Raw genomic sequence first — 13,994 nt, 5'->3', positions numbered from 1 at the left:
TCACTGCGGCGTGTGCCACCAGGTTTCCGGCAAAGTGCCGTAGAGCGAGGGCTGGCTCGGCAGATGGATCGCGGTCCAGCGGGCGAGCCATTGGCCCGGCGCGTGGAACAGCGGCACCCCATAGGCGCCGGAAATCAGCACCCGATCCAGCGCCCGCGTGGCCGCCACGAGATCCGCCCGGCTGTTGGCCGCAATCATCGCCGCGATCAGCGTATCGGCGGCGGCGCTCTTCATGCCCATGTAATTGCGCGTGCCCGGCTGGTCGGCGGCGGCGGAGCCGAAATAAAAGGCCTGCTCATTGCCGGGGGAAAGCGACTGTCCCCACACGAAGGGCACCATGTCGAAATCATAGGAATTGCGCCGCGCATCGAATTGCACCGCATCCACGATCCGCACATTGGCCGCGATGCCGGCACGCGCCAGCTGGCTGGCGAAGGCGAGGCACAGGCGCTCCTGCTCGCGGGTCGTTACCATGATCTCGAAGCGGAGCGGCGCGCCGGTATCGCCCCGGCGCAGCTTGCCATCCTTCAGCCGCCAGCCGGCTTGGGCGAACAGGTCGAGCGCCGCCTTCAGCCGCAGCCGGTCGCGGCCGGTGCCATCGGCGGCGGGCGGGGCATAGGTGCCCTCCAGCACATCGGCGCGAACCGCGCCGGGGAAGGCGGCGAGCATGGCCCGCTCGGCCGCACCCGCCTTGCGCCCGACAGAGGAGAGCTCCGAGCCGTCGAAGAAGCCGGCGGTCCGGGCGTAGAGGCCATGGTAGAAATTGCGGTCGAGCCAGGCAAAATCGAACAGCTCGATGATCGCCCGGCGCACCCGCACGTCGGAGAACACCGCCCGGCGGGTGTTGAACACCAGGGCATAATGGGGTTTCGGTAACCCGGTGGGGATAACCTCTCGGGTTACCTCCCCGGCGCGGGCGGCGGGAAAATCATAGCCGGTTTCCCAACGGCCCGGATCGCTCTCGAACCTCGCATCGACCAGGTGACGTTTGAAGGCTTCGAATTCGCTGTTCTGTTCGCGGAAATAGTCGAATCGAAGCTGCGCGAAGTTGTTGAATCCACGATTCGTCGGCAGGTCGCGCCCCCAATAGGACGGGTCCTTGGCCAGCGTTACGCTGGCGCCCGGCTCCACCGTCACCACCTTGTAGGGGCCGGACCCGAGCGGCGGCTTCAGGCTGGTTTCCGTGAATGTGTCGGGGTCGGTCGCATGGCGCGCGAACACCGGCATCAGCCCCATGATGAGGGGCAACTCCCTGTCCGCGCTCACGAAATCGAACCGTACCACCCGCTCGGCCAGGACCTGCGCGCGGGCGATCTTGCCATAGTACAGGCGATGGTTGGGCCGCCCCTTCTCGCGCAGAAGTCGGTATGAAAACACCACGTCGTCGGCCGTCACCGGTGTCCCGTCGGAAAACCGGGCACGGGGGTCGAGGGTGAAGGCGACAAAGCTGCGCTGGGGGTCGGTTTCCACCTCCTGAGCCAGCTGGCCATAGAGGGTGAAGGGCTCGTCGAAGCCCCGTACCATCAGGCTTTCGACCACGTTGTTGCGGATGAACGCGGTCGAAGATCCCTTTATAATGAAGGGGTTGAGACTATCGAACGTGCCGGGCAAGGAGAGCGTGAGCCGCCCGCCCTGGGGCGCCGCGGGATTGGCATAGGCGAAATGGTCGAACCCCGGCGGATAGGCCGGTTCCCCATGCATCGCAATGGCATGCGCCGGCTGGGCGCCCGCAGGCACGGGCCCGAAAAGCAGCAGCGCAAGGAAGATAGCGGCAGCCTGTCGCATGGGCAGGTGTTTATGATCTCCAGCGGCGACGCTGTCGTGTGACAGCCGCAATGTTGGGCAAGGTATCACATCCGCACACGGAAGCGGTTCCCCGTCACCGTGTTGCCTCAATTGACACCGACAGAGCCGAGGTTAAGAGGGGTCCAGCCGATCCACCCGGCCGGTGCCACGCGACAGGGAATTTTTGAAATATGATGAAAGCGAAAATTTTGCGCCGTGTCGGCGGCCTTGCCGTCATGGCACTGACCCTCGGGATCGCCGGCGGCGCGTTCGCGCAGTCGAAGCCCGCCAAGCCCGCCGCTCCGGCGCAGGCGGCGCCCCAGGGCCAGCAGGCCCAGGGTGGTGCCCCGGCCTCCGTGGCGGTTCCAGGCATCAACACGCCCTGGACCAAGGTTTGCGGCAACGACCAGCAGGCCAACAAGCAGATCTGCATGACCACCCAGGACTTCACGGCCGAAACCGGCCAGCCGCTGGCTTCCGCGGCCATCCGCGAAGTTCAGGGCGATCCGAACTTGAAGTTCATCGTGTCCGTTCCGATCGGCATGATGGTTCAGCCCGGCACCCGCGTGATCATCGACCAGCAGCCGCCTTTGGCGCTGAAATATGAGATCTGCTTCCCGAACGGCTGCTTCGCTTCCATGGACGTGAACGCCGAGTTCGTGACCAAGCTGAAGAAGTCCCAGACGATCACCATCCAGGCCCTTCAGATGGGTGGTCGCACGCTGAATTTCCAGCTGCCGGCCAAGGACTTCGCTAAGGCTTACGACGGCCCGGCCTCGGATCCCAACGTGGTTGCCGCCGAGCGTCAGAAGCTGGCTGAGGAACTTCAGAAGCTCGCCCAGAAGAAGCTTGAAGAGCGCGGTGGCCAGCCCGGCCAGGCGGCGCCCGCCGCAGCGCCCGCGGCGCCTGCCGGCAAGTGAGCCTGCGCCAGCGCGCGGCATAGAAGTGGTGGAAAAGGAAACGGCGCGCCCAAGGGCGCGCCGTTTTCGTTGCAGGCTTATAGGCTTATGTTCGCCTGCGCCCGGCTAGCGGCCGCCTAGCGGTCCTAAGATCAATTCAGAAGATCGCGGCGCATGCGCCAGCCGCCTTCGCCGTCCTCGGTCAATGCTTCCGCGACGCGCGGATGGCGCACCGGCTCGCCCGAGTGGTCGGCTTCGAGATTCTGCTCGGAGACATAGGCGACGTATTCGTTCTCCGCATTCTCCGCGAGCAGATGGTAGAAGGGCTGGTCCTTGCGCGGACGGATCTCCTCGGGGATCGCCTGCCACCATTCCTCGGTATTGTCGAACACAGGGTCCACGTCGAACACCACGCCCCGGAAGGGGAAGTGCTTGTGACGCACCACCTCGCCGATGCGGAACTTGGCGAGGCGCATGGTGTCGGCTGCGGGTGTCGCAAACGCTTCACGCACCTCGCCGATGTCGCGAGTCATCATCGCCTTGTCGGCGCGCGAGGGAGACGCGGTGCGCTCCCGGGGTTTCGGATCGCGTGGCATGTGACTCTTAACCTCTCAACCTTTCCGGCCCTCCTCGTCTAGAGGCCGTAAACCTTTGCCATTTCGGCATCTTTTTCCGACACGAGCTTGGCCAAGTCGACGATGACCTTGGCCTGTTTCCAGGTGGCGTCGTCCTGCATCTTCCCGTCGATCATCACCGCGCCCGCCCCATCGGGCATGGCTTCGAGGATCTTCAGGGCAAATGCAACCTCACCAGGATCGGGACTATAAACCTTCTTCGCAATGGCAATCTGTGTCGGATGCAAGGACCATGCACCGACGCATCCCTGAAGAAAGGCGTTGCGGAACTGGCTTTCGCACGCGGCCAAATCGGCGAAGTCGCCGAACGGCCCATAGAAGGGCTTGATGGCATTGGCCGCGCATGCGTCCACCATCTTGCCCACGGTATAATGCCAAAGATCCTGCTGATAGCCTGCGCGGGGCTTGTCGCCATCGGGATCGGCCAGAACCTGATAGTCCGGATGCCCGCCGCCGACGCGGGTGGTCTTCATGGCGCGGGAGGCGGCAAGGTCGGCCGGGCCGAGGCTCATGCCGTGCATACGGGGCGAAGAGGCGGCGATCGCCTCCACATTCTTCACGCCTTCCGCAGTCTCCAGAATGGCATGGATCAGGATCGGCTTGCCGATGGCATGCCTGGCTTCGAGCTGGGCCAGGAGCTGGTCGAGATAGGCGATGTCCCAGGGGCCATCGACCTTCGGCAGCATGATCACGTCGAGCTTGTTGCCGATGGCGGCGACCACGTCGATGATATCGTCTAGCGCCCACGGGCTGTTCAGCGCGTTGATGCGGGTCCAAAGGCCGGTGGCGCCGAAATCCACATTGCGCGCCATCTCGATAAAGCCGGAGCGCGCTGCCTCCTTCGCGTCAATGGGAATGGCGTCTTCCAGATTGCCGAGCACCACGTCCACCTGTTTGGCGAGGTCGGGCACCTTGGCGCGCATTTTCTCCATGTGCGGGGGCACGAAATGAATCATCCGCTCCAGCCGCACCGGCAGCTCCCGATAGGGCGCAGGCGCACCAATGGCGAGCGGCTTGAAGAAGTTGCGCGGCAGTTTCATGCGAGGTCCCCCAGACAGTCCTGCTTCAGCATGACCATGCCCACGGCAGGCGGCAAGCCCCAAGATGCGCTGCAACATGCCACCGGTTGCCGCGCGCGGTCGCTGCACCGTTTGACCTGCGCCGCTAAAGCCGCTAGCAGGCGGATCCCTTCCGCAGTGCACAATCCATGTCCGACCTCTTCGGCCTCGCCTTTCCCTTCTTCGGCCTGATCTTCCTCGGCTATGCGTGCGGGCGCTTCGTGCGTTTGCCGGAGGAGGGGCTCGCCTGGCTCTCCTTCTTCATCATCTATGTTGCGCTGCCGGCGCTGTTCTATCGCATCGTGTCGCAGACCCCGTTCGCCCAGCTCATCAATCCGGGCTTCATCCTGGCGGTGGTGGTCTCGACCTCCTTCTGCGCGCTGCTGGCCTTGATCCTTGCCCTGTGGCTGCGGCGCGGCAATATCGGAGAGGCCGCGATCGCCACCACGGTCGGCGCCTATGCCAATGTCGGCTATATGGGTCCGGGCCTGACGCTTGCGGCGCTGGGACAGGATGCCGCGACCCCGGCGGCGCTCATCTTCGCCTGCGACAGCCTGTTCTTCTTCACGCTGGTGCCCCTGCTGATGGGCGTGCACGGCCGCAGCGAAAGCGTGCTCCATACCCTGGCCGGCGTGGTGAAGCGGGTGGTGACCCACCCATTCAACGTGGCGACCCTGCTCGGCATCGTTTCCGCCGCCTTCGAGTTCCGCGCGCCGGGTGCGGTCGAACGGATGCTGGATTTCCTGAAGAACGCCGCCGCCCCCTGCGCCTTGTTCACGCTCGGCGTCACGGTGGCCTTGCGTCCGCTCGGCCGGGTGCCGCGCGAGCTTGCGCCTTTGCTTGCGCTCAAGCTTCTGGTTCATCCCTTGGTCGCGCTGCTGGCGCTGACCACGCTCGGCGTGTTTTCGCCCACCTGGGTGAAGACCGGCGTGCTCATGGCTTCCCTGCCGCCGGCGCTCAATGCCTTCGTGCTGGCGCGGCAGTACCAGGTCTATGTGGAGGAGGCCTCGGCCGCCGTCCTCCTCGGCACCGTGCTGTCGGTGGTGACCGTGACGGGCGTGCTCTACCTGATCCAGCAGAACCTGCTGCCGCTGCACATGATCCGCTGAGCTTTGCCTCAGGCGGCGCGGGCGCCGATGCCGAGGCGCATCAGGCCGCGCCGCAGCGGACCGACGCGATCGAGGAGATACAGCCCGAACCCGCGCACGCTCTGGATCGGCACGAGATCCGATAGCAGCGAGCGATTGAGCAGATCCACCGCCGCCATGCGTCCGCTCACATCATTGCGGCGTTCGCGGGCATAGCGCTCCAGCACCGCCGCGCTGCCGGGATCAGCGCCTAGCGCGACCGCTTCGCTCGCCAGCGTTACCAGCGTTTCGGCATCGCGCAGGCCGAGGTTGAGCCCCTGCGCTCCGATCGGCGGCATGACATGGGCGGCCTCGCCCATCAGGGCCACACGCGGAGCCGTCGCTTTTTCTGCCGTTTCGGCTGCAAGCGGATAGGTTCCGCGCCCGCTCTCCACCTCGAATGCGCCGAGCAGCGAGAAGGCGCGCCGCTCCATCTCGCGCGCAAAGGCGCCTGCATCGAGGCCCAGCAGGTCCACAGCCTCGCGCTCGCTCACAACGCACACGATGGACGAGCGGTTACCCGAGAGGGGCACCAGCGTGAACGGGCCGTGCTCCATGTGGAATTCGGTGGAAATATCGTCGTGCGGCCGGGTGTGGCGCACGGTCATGGTCAGCGCCACCTGGGGATAGGATCGGCGCCGCATGGCGATGCCAACCGCCTCCCGCACCCGCGAATTGCGCCCGTCGGCGGCGATCACGAGGCGGGCGGACAGGGACGCGCCGGTATCGAGCACGAGATCGACGGCGTCATCCCCGCAGGCCAGATCATCGAGCGAGGCGGTGAAGAGATCGAGGCCGGGCGTTGCCTCGCACAGGGCACGCAGCACGCCGCGCAACGCTTCGTTCTCGAGATTATAGCCAAAGGCCTCCAGCCCGATCTCGCTGGAGCGGAACAGAACTTCCGGCGCCCGCACCAGCCGGCGCGTGCCGTCTACGATTCGCAGGTCGCGCAGCGGCGTCGCCTGGGGCGCCAGATCATCCCAGGCGCCGAATTCCGTGAGAATTCGCACCGAGCCTTCCAGGAGGGCGGTGGTGCGATGGTCCTGGCCGCGCTCCGGGCCGGTGACGAGGGCGGTGCGCAGCCCCTTGCGGGCAAGGCCGAGGGCCGCGGCAAGGCCGGCCGGCCCGGCACCGATCACCGCAACGTCATAGGGCATCGACTGAGACATCTGAGATTCCCGGCGCGTGTTGATCTTTCTGGCGGTCATTTTATCGGCCCGCCGCTGGCCTGTCGCGCGCCCTGTCGTCTCAGGCCATAATCGCGCACGCCAGACGCTTTCCGGCGGCGCGCGGCTTGCCGCTGGCTGGCGAGTGCCTATCATCCGCGCAAAATCGGAATGCTGGGAGCGGAAAAATGGTGGGTATCGTGCGCGTGCACCGGACCGGCGGCCCGGAGGTTCTCAGCTTTGAGGATGTGGAGATTGCGCCGCCCGGTCCGGGCGAGGTGCGGCTTCGCCACACCGCCATCGGCCTCAATTTCGTCGATACCTATTTCCGCACCGGCCTCTACAAGGCGCCTCAGATGCCGTTCACGCCGGGCAGCGAGGGCGCGGGCGTCGTCGAGGCCGTGGGGCCGCATGTGAATGATTTCCATGCCGGGGATCGCGTCGCTTATGCCACCGCGCTCGGCGCCTATGCCGAGGTGCGCAATGTGCCCGCTACGGCGCTTGTGCATCTGCCCGCCTCCATCGACGACCGCACGGCGGCGGCCATGATGCTGAAGGGCATGACGGCGCAATATCTCGTGCGCCGTACGTTCGAGGTGAAGCAAGGCGATACGGTGCTGATCCAGGCTGCAGCCGGCGGGGTGGGGCTCATCCTCTCGCAATGGGCGAGCTTCCTCGGCGCGACGGTCATCGGAACCGTTGGGTCCAAGGAGAAGGCGGAACTCGCGCTCGCCAATGGCGTCGATCACGTCATCCTCTACCGCGACGAGGATTTCGTCCACCGCGTCAAGGAGATCACCAACGGCAAGCTGTGCGACGTGGTCTATGACGGGGTGGGCCAATCCACTTATCCCGCATCGCTGGACTGCATCAAGCCGCGCGGCCTGTGGGTCAGCTTCGGCAATGCCTCGGGCGCCATCAAGAATTTCGATTTGCTGACGCTGTCTCAGAAGGGCTCGCTCTATGCGACCCGGCCGACCCTCGCCACCCATGTCGCGACCCGCGCGGATCTCCTGGCCACGGCGAACGATCTGTTCGAGGCGGTGATCAAGGGTGCGGTGAAGATTCCCGTCCACCAGACCTATGCCTTGAGGGATGCGCAGACCGCCCATCGGGATCTGGAATCGCGCGGCACCACCGGGTCGACCCTGCTTCTTCCTTGAGGACATTCATAAATTTACCTTACGCCCCGGTTCAGCCTTGCGCCGGGGCGCGCCGTCCATGATATGGTTTGGAATGTCTCAAACGGGGCGGCGTCCCGCTGCTCCCTCCTGCTTCGACGGTCCGTTGCGCCATGATGCGCCAATACGAACTCGTCGAGCGTGTACGCCGGTATAATCCCAACACCGACGAAGCATTGCTCGACCGTGCCTATGTCTACGCCATGCGGGCGCACGGCACGCAGCTTCGCGCCTCGGGCGATCCCTATTTTTCCCATCCGCTCGAAGTCGCGGCGATCCTCACCGACCTCAAGCTCGACGACGCGACCATCATCGCCGCGCTCCTGCACGACACGATCGAGGATACGGGCGCCACCAAGGCTGAGATCGAGCGCCTGTTCGGCACCCAGATCGCGACGCTGGTGGAGGGACTCACCAAGATCAAGAAGCTGGATCTGGTCTCCAAGCAGGCCAAGCAGGCGGAAAACCTGCGCAAGCTGCTGCTCGCCATCGCCGATGACGTGCGCGTCCTGCTGGTGAAGCTCGCGGACCGCCTGCACAACATGCGCACGCTGAAATGGGTGCCGCAGGAAAAGCGCGATCGTGTCGCCCAGGAGACCCTGGACATCTACGCGCCGCTTGCCGCCCGCATGGGCATGCAGGACATGCGCGAGGAATTGGAGGATCTGTCCTTCCGCCAGCTCTCGCCGGAAGCCTATGCCTCGATCGCCGCGCGCGTGTCCGAACTGCGCGAGCGCAATGGTCTGCTGGTGGAGGAGATTGAGCGCGAACTTCAGGCCGAGCTGGCGCGGCGCGAAATCAAGGCGGACGTGAAGGGGCGCGAGAAGCGGCCCTATTCCATCTGGGGCAAGATGGAACGCAAGGCTATCGGCTTCGAGCAATTGTCGGACCTCTACGGCTTCCGGGTGATCGTCGAAACCGTGGAAGATACGTATCGCGCGCTAGGGGTGGTGCACACCAAATGGCCGATCGTGCCGGGCCGCTTCAAGGATTATATCTCCACCCCCAAGCCGAACGATTATCGATCCCTCCACACCACCGTGATCGGGCCGCGTCGCCAGCGCGTGGAATTGCAGATCCGCACCCGCGACATGGACGATATCGCGGAATACGGCATTGCAGCGCACGCGCTCTATAAGGATGCCTCCGGCGCGCAGGTGGCGATGCTCTCCAATGAGAGCCGTGCCTATGCCTGGTTGCGCAAGACCATCGAGAATCTCGCCCAGGGCCTGAGCCCGGAAGAATTCCTGGAACACACCAAGCTCGAGCTGTTCCACGATCAGGTGTTCTGCTTCACCCCCAAGGGGCGGCTGATCGCGCTGCCGCGCCGCGCGACGCCCATCGACTTCGCCTATGCGGTGCACACCGATGTCGGCAACACCGCCGTCGGCTGCAAGATCAACGGCACCGTGGCGCCGCTGGTGTCCGAGCTGAAGAATGGCGACGAGGTGGAGATCATCACCTCCAAGGCGCAGACGCCGCCCGGCGCGTGGGAAACCATTGCCGTCACCGGCAAGGCTCGCGCTGCGGTGCGGCGGGCGACGCGCGCGGCGGTGCGGGCGCAATATGCCGGGCTCGGGCGCAAGATCGCCGAACGCGCCTTCTCCAAGGCCGGCAAGGCGTTTTCCGACGACTTGCTCTCCAAGGCCCTGCCGCGCCTTGCCCGCATGGCGCTGGACGATGTGTTCTCCGCCGTGGGCCGTGGCGAGATCAAGACCGACGATCTGATCCGCGCGGTCTATCCCGACTGGAGCGCCGTGCGCCCGGACGAGCGCACCTCCGCCGAGAAGGCGCCGAAGGGGGAAGGCTGGTTCGAGCTGAAGCGGGGGCAGAACCTCAAGTTCAAGATTCCCGACGGACCCGAGGAAGCGCTTGTGGGCCCTATTCCCATTCGCGGCATCAATGGCGAACTACCGGTGCGCTTCGCCCCCAATGGCGGGGCAGTGCCGGGCGACCGGATCGTCGGCATCCTCGCGCCGGGGGAAGGCATCACCATCTATCCCATCCAGTCGCCGGCCCTGCAGAATTTCGAGGACGCGCCCGAGCGTTGGCTCGACGTGCGCTGGGACGTGGACGAATTGAGCGACGGGCGCTTTCCCGCGCAGATCGTCGTGACGGCGGTGAACGAGCCGGGATCGCTCGCCCAGGTGGCAACCGTTATCGGCTCGCGGAACGGAAATATTCAGGGCATCAACATGCGCTCGCGCTCGCCGGACTTCACCGAGCTGGTGATCGACCTGGAAGTGTTCGACCTGCGCCATCTCAACGGCATTCTTTCCGAATTGCGGTCGAAGCCGGTGGTATCCAGCGCGGAGCGCGTCAACGGCTGAGGAGTTGGGACCATGAAGGGTGTGCGTCCGGTGCGGCTCGGGGTGAATGTCGACCATGTGGCGACGGTGCGGAATGCCCGTGGCGGCAGCCATCCCGATCCGGTGCGCGCGGCCGCACTCGCCCTTGCCGCCGGCGCCGACGGCATCACCGCCCATCTGCGCGAGGACCGTCGCCATATCCGCGATGCCGACATGGCGCGGCTGAAGGCGGAAATCGCCCTGCCGCTCAATTTTGAGATGGCGGCGACCGACGAAATGGTCGAAATCGCACTGAAAACGGCGCCGCATGCCTGCTGCCTGGTGCCCGAAAAGCGCGAGGAGCGCACGACAGAGGGCGGGCTCGACGCGGCCGGGCAGGCGGGGGATCTCGGCCCGAGGATCGCCGCGCTGAAGGCCGGCGGCATTCGCATTTCCCTGTTCGTGGCGCCCGATCCGGTGCAGATCGAGGCCGCGCGCGCCCTGAACGCCGACATCGTCGAATTGCACACGGGCACCTGGTGCGATCTGCGCGCGGCGGGGAAGGATGCCGAGGCCGAGAGCGAATTCGCCCGCCTCGCCGCCGCCGCCGCCCAGGCCGCGGATCTGGGACTTGAGGTGCACGGCGGTCATGGGCTGGATTATGTGACCGCCCGCCAGATGGCGGGCCTGCCGCAGGTGGTGGAACTCAACATCGGCCATTACATCATCGGCGAGGCCGTGTTTCACGGGCTCGAAAGCGTGATCCGACGCATGCGCGATGTGATCGCCCATGGCCGGACGCATCTGCGAACGGAGCAGGCCGCATGATTTTAGGCATGGGCTCGGATTTTACCGACGCGCGCCGCATCGCGCGCTCGATCGAGCGGTTTGGCGACCGCTTTCTGGATCGCGTGTTCACGCCGCTCGAGCGCGCGAAGGCGGATCGGCGCATGCGCCGCGCGGAGACCTATGCCAAGCGGTTCGCCGCCAAGGAGGCCTGCGCCAAGGCCTTGGGCACCGGGCTGAGCCACGGCGTGTTCTGGCGCGACATGGGCGTGGTGAATCTGCCCACCGGCAAGCCGACCCTGGCGCTGACCGGCGGGGCCGCGGCCCGGCTCGCCGCCATGGTCCCGGACGGCTACGAGCCGCGCATCGAATTGAGCCTGACGGACGAGGGACCACTCTCCGCCGCCTATGTCATCATCAGCGCGGTACCGGTTGGCACGGCGGCGCCCCGATGACGGCCGCCACGCGGCCGGCGGGCGAACTGCGCCTGCGCCGCACGCGCACGTTTGCGCGATGCCCGCGTCTGGCGCATGGCCGCTGCGTTGCCGCCTGGAACTGAACGGTCTATAGCTGCCCTGCGACGTGGGGCATTGCAGCCCCGCGCGTCCATGCGACCGCCTTCTGGGCAACGTTTGCGGCACAGTGTGCGCGCACGCCATACATCGGACCCTCAATGACCGCAGCCAGCGATTCCAAGAAGGAAGGCGGTTTCCTAGAAACCGTTAAGGTCATCATCCACGCGCTTCTGATCGCGCTGGTGATTCGCACCGTTCTTTTCCAGCCCTTCAACATCCCGTCGGGGTCCATGAAGGATACGCTGCTGATCGGCGATTATCTCTTCGTCTCGAAGTTCAGCTACGGCTATTCCCGCTTTTCCATTCCGTTTTCGCCGAATCTGTTCTCCGGCCGCATTTTCGGGGCGGAGCCGACGCGTGGCGACGTGGTTGTGTTCAAGCTGCCGCGCGATAATGAAACCGACTATATCAAGCGTGTCGTCGGCATGCCCGGCGATGCCATCCAGATGATCGACGGCGTGCTGAACATCAACGGCGTACCGGTGAAGCGCGAACGCCTCTCGGACATTACCGAGGACGATGGCAGCGGGCGCGTCGTGCCGGTCAAGCGATGGAAGGAGACTTTGCCGAACGGCGTCTCCTATGAGACCCTCGATCTCGTGGACAATGGATTCTACGATAACACGCAGGTCTATAACGTACCGGCGGGCCATTACTTCATGATGGGCGACAACCGCGACAATTCGGCGGATAGCCGCGTTCTGAGCCAGGTGGGCTATGTGCCGTTTGAGAATCTCATCGGCAAGGCGCAGTTGATCTTCTTCTCCATCGACGATCACGCGCAGGCCTGGCAGGTCTGGACGTGGCCCTGGTCGGTGCGGTGGTCACGCTTGTTCAGCATGGTCCGATGAACAGCGTCGGGTCAGACCTGTCCGCGCTGGAAGCCCATCTCGGCTATACCTTCGCGGATCGCAGCTTCATCGAGCTGGCCCTGACGCACATCAGCGTCGTCAAGGGCGATGCGCCGCGCGTGCGCTCGTATCAGAGGCTCGAATTCCTCGGCGACCATGTGCTCGGCTCGATCGTGTCGCACATGCTCTATGCGGCCTTCCCGCAGGCGGAGGAGGGGGAGCTCTCCCGCCGCCTGGCCGATCTCGTGCGCGAGGAAGCCTGCGCGGAGGTGGCCGAGGACATGAACATCGGCGCCTTCATCCGGCTCGGCAATGGCGAAACCCAGTCGGGCGCGCGCAGCCGCCGCACCATCCTCGCCGATGTGACCGAGGCGGTGGTCGCCGCGGTCTATCTCGACGGTGGCTATGAGGCCGCGCATGCGCTGGTGGAGCGTTTCTGGCGCGCCCGGCTGCTGGCCCCGCGCCGGCCGCTGCGTGATGCCAAGACCCATTTGCAGGAATGGGCCCAGGCCCGTGGCCTGCCGCCGCCCTCCTATCGCGACGTGGAACGCAGCGGACCGGACCATGCGCCGAGCTTTCGTGTGCGGGTCGAACTCCCTGGTCTTGCCTCAGCGGAAGCCATAGGATCATCCAAGCAGGCGGCGCAGAAGGCTGCGGCCGCCGCATTTCTCGCCCGCGAGGGCGTGCCCACCGGGAGCGAAGCATGAACGACGCGGTCACCCCGCCGAGCACGGCCGAGGGACAGACGCGCTGCGGTTTCGTCGCCCTGCTCGGCGCACCCAATGCCGGCAAGTCCACCCTCACCAATGCGCTGGTGGGGACCAAGGTCTCCATCGTCTCCCATAAGGTCCAGACGACGCGGGCGATCGTGCGCGGGATCGTGCTTGAAGGCCCGGCGCAGATCATCCTGGTGGACACGCCCGGCATCTTCTCGCCCAAGCGGCGGCTGGAGCGGGCCATGGTCTCCACGGCCTGGACCAGCGCCTCGGACGCAGACTTGGTGGCGCTGCTGGTGGATGCCAATCGTGGCGTCGATGCCGAGATCGAGGCGCTGCTGGAGCCCTTGAGCCAGGTGCGCCACCCGCGCGCGCTGATCATCAACAAGATCGACCTCGTGAAACGCGAGTCGCTGCTGGCGCTGGTGGCGCGGCTCACGGAGCGCCTGCCGTTCGAGAAGGTGTTCCTGATTTCCGCGCTCAAGGGCGACGGGATCGAGGACATCAAGCGCTGGTTCGCGCAATCCATGCCCTATGGGCCGTGGCTCTATCCCGAAGACCAGATCACCGACGCGCCCATGCGCATGCTGGCGGCGGAAGTGACGCGCGAGAAGCTGTTCCTGCGCCTGCACGACGAACTGCCCTATCGCTCCACCGTCGAGACCGATTCGTGGAAGGAATTGCGTGACGGTTCGGTGCGGATCGAGCAGACGATTTTCGTCGAGCGGGAAAGCCAGCGCAAGATCGTGCTCGGCAAGGCCGGTGCGGCCATCAAGGCGATTTCCACGGAAGCCCGCAAGGAAATCTCGGAGATCGTCGAAAGTCCGGTGCACCTGTTCCTGTTTGTGAAGGTGCGCGAGAATTGGGCCGACGATCCCGAGCGCTATCGCGAAATGGGCCTGGAATTCCCCCGGGGGGACTGACGCC

At 65.4% G+C, this 13,994-nt stretch carries 13 protein-coding genes; 9 read left to right on the top strand and 4 right to left on the bottom strand.

The genetic code is table 11. The annotated features are described in order from the left end of the window. Nucleotides 1-1,785, bottom strand: a complete 1,785-nt coding sequence (locus V5G24_RS14000) for an extracellular solute-binding protein (RefSeq protein ID WP_394081930.1) — start codon at nt 1,783-1,785, stop codon at nt 1-3. A gap of 191 nt (nt 1,786-1,976) precedes the next feature. On the opposite strand from V5G24_RS14000, the gene V5G24_RS13995 reads away from it, so the two are divergent. Further along, nucleotides 1,977-2,705 (top strand): invasion associated locus B family protein, encoded by a 729-nt coding sequence (locus V5G24_RS13995; RefSeq protein ID WP_394081932.1) that lies wholly within the window; start codon nt 1,977-1,979, stop codon nt 2,703-2,705. Between the two features lie 131 nt (nt 2,706-2,836). Here the strand turns inward: V5G24_RS13995 and hspQ are convergent, their stop codons facing one another. Together hspQ and V5G24_RS13985 are read right to left on the bottom strand one after the other, a co-directional pair. Next, nucleotides 2,837-3,160, bottom strand: a complete 324-nt coding sequence (hspQ, locus tag V5G24_RS13990; RefSeq protein ID WP_394046317.1) for a heat shock protein HspQ — start codon at nt 3,158-3,160, stop codon at nt 2,837-2,839. A gap of 158 nt (nt 3,161-3,318) precedes the next feature. Continuing rightward, nucleotides 3,319-4,359 (bottom strand): HpcH/HpaI aldolase/citrate lyase family protein, encoded by a 1,041-nt coding sequence (locus V5G24_RS13985; RefSeq protein WP_394081934.1) that lies wholly within the window; start codon nt 4,357-4,359, stop codon nt 3,319-3,321. A gap of 167 nt (nt 4,360-4,526) precedes the next feature. Between V5G24_RS13985 and V5G24_RS13980 the strand changes: the two genes are divergently transcribed. Further along, nucleotides 4,527-5,486, top strand: coding sequence for an AEC family transporter (locus V5G24_RS13980; protein WP_394081936.1), 960 nt, complete (start codon nt 4,527-4,529; stop codon nt 5,484-5,486). 8 nt (nt 5,487-5,494) lie between these two features. Here V5G24_RS13980 and V5G24_RS13975 read toward each other — a convergent pair whose 3' ends face one another. Beyond that, nucleotides 5,495-6,673 carry a UbiH/UbiF family hydroxylase gene (locus tag V5G24_RS13975; RefSeq protein WP_394081938.1) on the bottom strand — a complete coding sequence of 393 codons (1,179 nt, stop codon included), beginning with the start codon at nt 6,671-6,673 and terminating at the stop codon, nt 5,495-5,497. 185 nt (nt 6,674-6,858) lie between these two features. On the opposite strand from V5G24_RS13975, the gene V5G24_RS13970 reads away from it, so the two are divergent. From V5G24_RS13970 to era, 7 genes are all read left to right on the top strand, one after another. Continuing rightward, the gene (locus tag V5G24_RS13970) at nt 6,859-7,833 is read left to right on the top strand and encodes a quinone oxidoreductase family protein (RefSeq protein WP_394081940.1); all 975 of its coding nucleotides are present in this window, start codon (nt 6,859-6,861) and stop codon (nt 7,831-7,833) included. A 131-nt stretch (nt 7,834-7,964) separates the two neighbouring features. Beyond that, nucleotides 7,965-10,181 (top strand): RelA/SpoT family protein, encoded by a 2,217-nt coding sequence (locus V5G24_RS13965; protein WP_394081942.1) that lies wholly within the window; start codon nt 7,965-7,967, stop codon nt 10,179-10,181. A 12-nt stretch (nt 10,182-10,193) separates the two neighbouring features. Beyond that, nucleotides 10,194-10,967 (top strand): pyridoxine 5'-phosphate synthase, encoded by a 774-nt coding sequence (locus tag V5G24_RS13960; RefSeq protein ID WP_394081944.1) that lies wholly within the window; start codon nt 10,194-10,196, stop codon nt 10,965-10,967. Then, nucleotides 10,964-11,380 carry a holo-ACP synthase gene (gene acpS / locus V5G24_RS13955; protein WP_394081946.1) on the top strand — a complete coding sequence of 139 codons (417 nt, stop codon included), beginning with the start codon at nt 10,964-10,966 and terminating at the stop codon, nt 11,378-11,380. Before V5G24_RS13960 ends, acpS begins: the two co-directional genes overlap by 4 nt. Before the next feature lie 218 nt (nt 11,381-11,598). Beyond that, nucleotides 11,599-12,351 carry a signal peptidase I gene (lepB, locus tag V5G24_RS13950; RefSeq protein WP_394069451.1) on the top strand — a complete coding sequence of 251 codons (753 nt, stop codon included), beginning with the start codon at nt 11,599-11,601 and terminating at the stop codon, nt 12,349-12,351. After that, nucleotides 12,348-13,058 (top strand): ribonuclease III, encoded by a 711-nt coding sequence (rnc, locus tag V5G24_RS13945; RefSeq protein ID WP_394082123.1) that lies wholly within the window; start codon nt 12,348-12,350, stop codon nt 13,056-13,058. Before lepB ends, rnc begins: the two co-directional genes overlap by 4 nt. Further along, the gene (era, locus tag V5G24_RS13940; protein WP_394081948.1) at nt 13,055-13,990 is read left to right on the top strand and encodes a GTPase Era; all 936 of its coding nucleotides are present in this window, start codon (nt 13,055-13,057) and stop codon (nt 13,988-13,990) included. The genes rnc and era overlap by 4 nt, the downstream gene beginning before the upstream one ends. Nucleotides 13,991-13,994 lie beyond the last annotated feature (4 nt).

It is taken from the genome of Roseixanthobacter finlandensis (assembly GCF_043195105.2).
GTDB lineage: Bacteria > Pseudomonadota > Alphaproteobacteria > Rhizobiales > Xanthobacteraceae > NCEH01.
This window is presented reverse-complemented; position numbering and strand designations above follow the sequence as displayed.

What these genes read in the sequence shown, in the direction of transcription:
- V5G24_RS13985 (WP_394081934.1), bottom strand. Translation starts at nt 4,359, where the DNA reads ATGAAACTGCCGCGCAACTTCTTCAAGCCGCTCGCCATTGGTGCGCCT.
- V5G24_RS13960 (WP_394081944.1), top strand. Translation starts at nt 10,194, where the DNA reads ATGAAGGGTGTGCGTCCGGTGCGGCTCGGGGTGAATGTCGACCATGTG.
- lepB (WP_394069451.1), top strand. Translation starts at nt 11,599, where the DNA reads ATGACCGCAGCCAGCGATTCCAAGAAGGAAGGCGGTTTCCTAGAAACC.
- V5G24_RS13975 (WP_394081938.1), bottom strand. Translation starts at nt 6,673, where the DNA reads ATGTCTCAGTCGATGCCCTATGACGTTGCGGTGATCGGTGCCGGGCCG.
- hspQ (WP_394046317.1), bottom strand. Translation starts at nt 3,160, where the DNA reads ATGCGCCTCGCCAAGTTCCGCATCGGCGAGGTGGTGCGTCACAAGCAC.
- V5G24_RS13980 (WP_394081936.1), top strand. Translation starts at nt 4,527, where the DNA reads ATGTCCGACCTCTTCGGCCTCGCCTTTCCCTTCTTCGGCCTGATCTTC.
- V5G24_RS13995 (WP_394081932.1), top strand. Translation starts at nt 1,977, where the DNA reads ATGATGAAAGCGAAAATTTTGCGCCGTGTCGGCGGCCTTGCCGTCATG.
- V5G24_RS13965 (WP_394081942.1), top strand. Translation starts at nt 7,965, where the DNA reads ATGATGCGCCAATACGAACTCGTCGAGCGTGTACGCCGGTATAATCCC.
- era (WP_394081948.1), top strand. Translation starts at nt 13,055, where the DNA reads ATGAACGACGCGGTCACCCCGCCGAGCACGGCCGAGGGACAGACGCGC.
- acpS (WP_394081946.1), top strand. Translation starts at nt 10,964, where the DNA reads ATGATTTTAGGCATGGGCTCGGATTTTACCGACGCGCGCCGCATCGCG.
- V5G24_RS13970 (WP_394081940.1), top strand. Translation starts at nt 6,859, where the DNA reads ATGGTGGGTATCGTGCGCGTGCACCGGACCGGCGGCCCGGAGGTTCTC.
- V5G24_RS14000 (WP_394081930.1), bottom strand. Translation starts at nt 1,785, where the DNA reads ATGCGACAGGCTGCCGCTATCTTCCTTGCGCTGCTGCTTTTCGGGCCC.
- rnc (WP_394082123.1), top strand. Translation starts at nt 12,348, where the DNA reads ATGAACAGCGTCGGGTCAGACCTGTCCGCGCTGGAAGCCCATCTCGGC.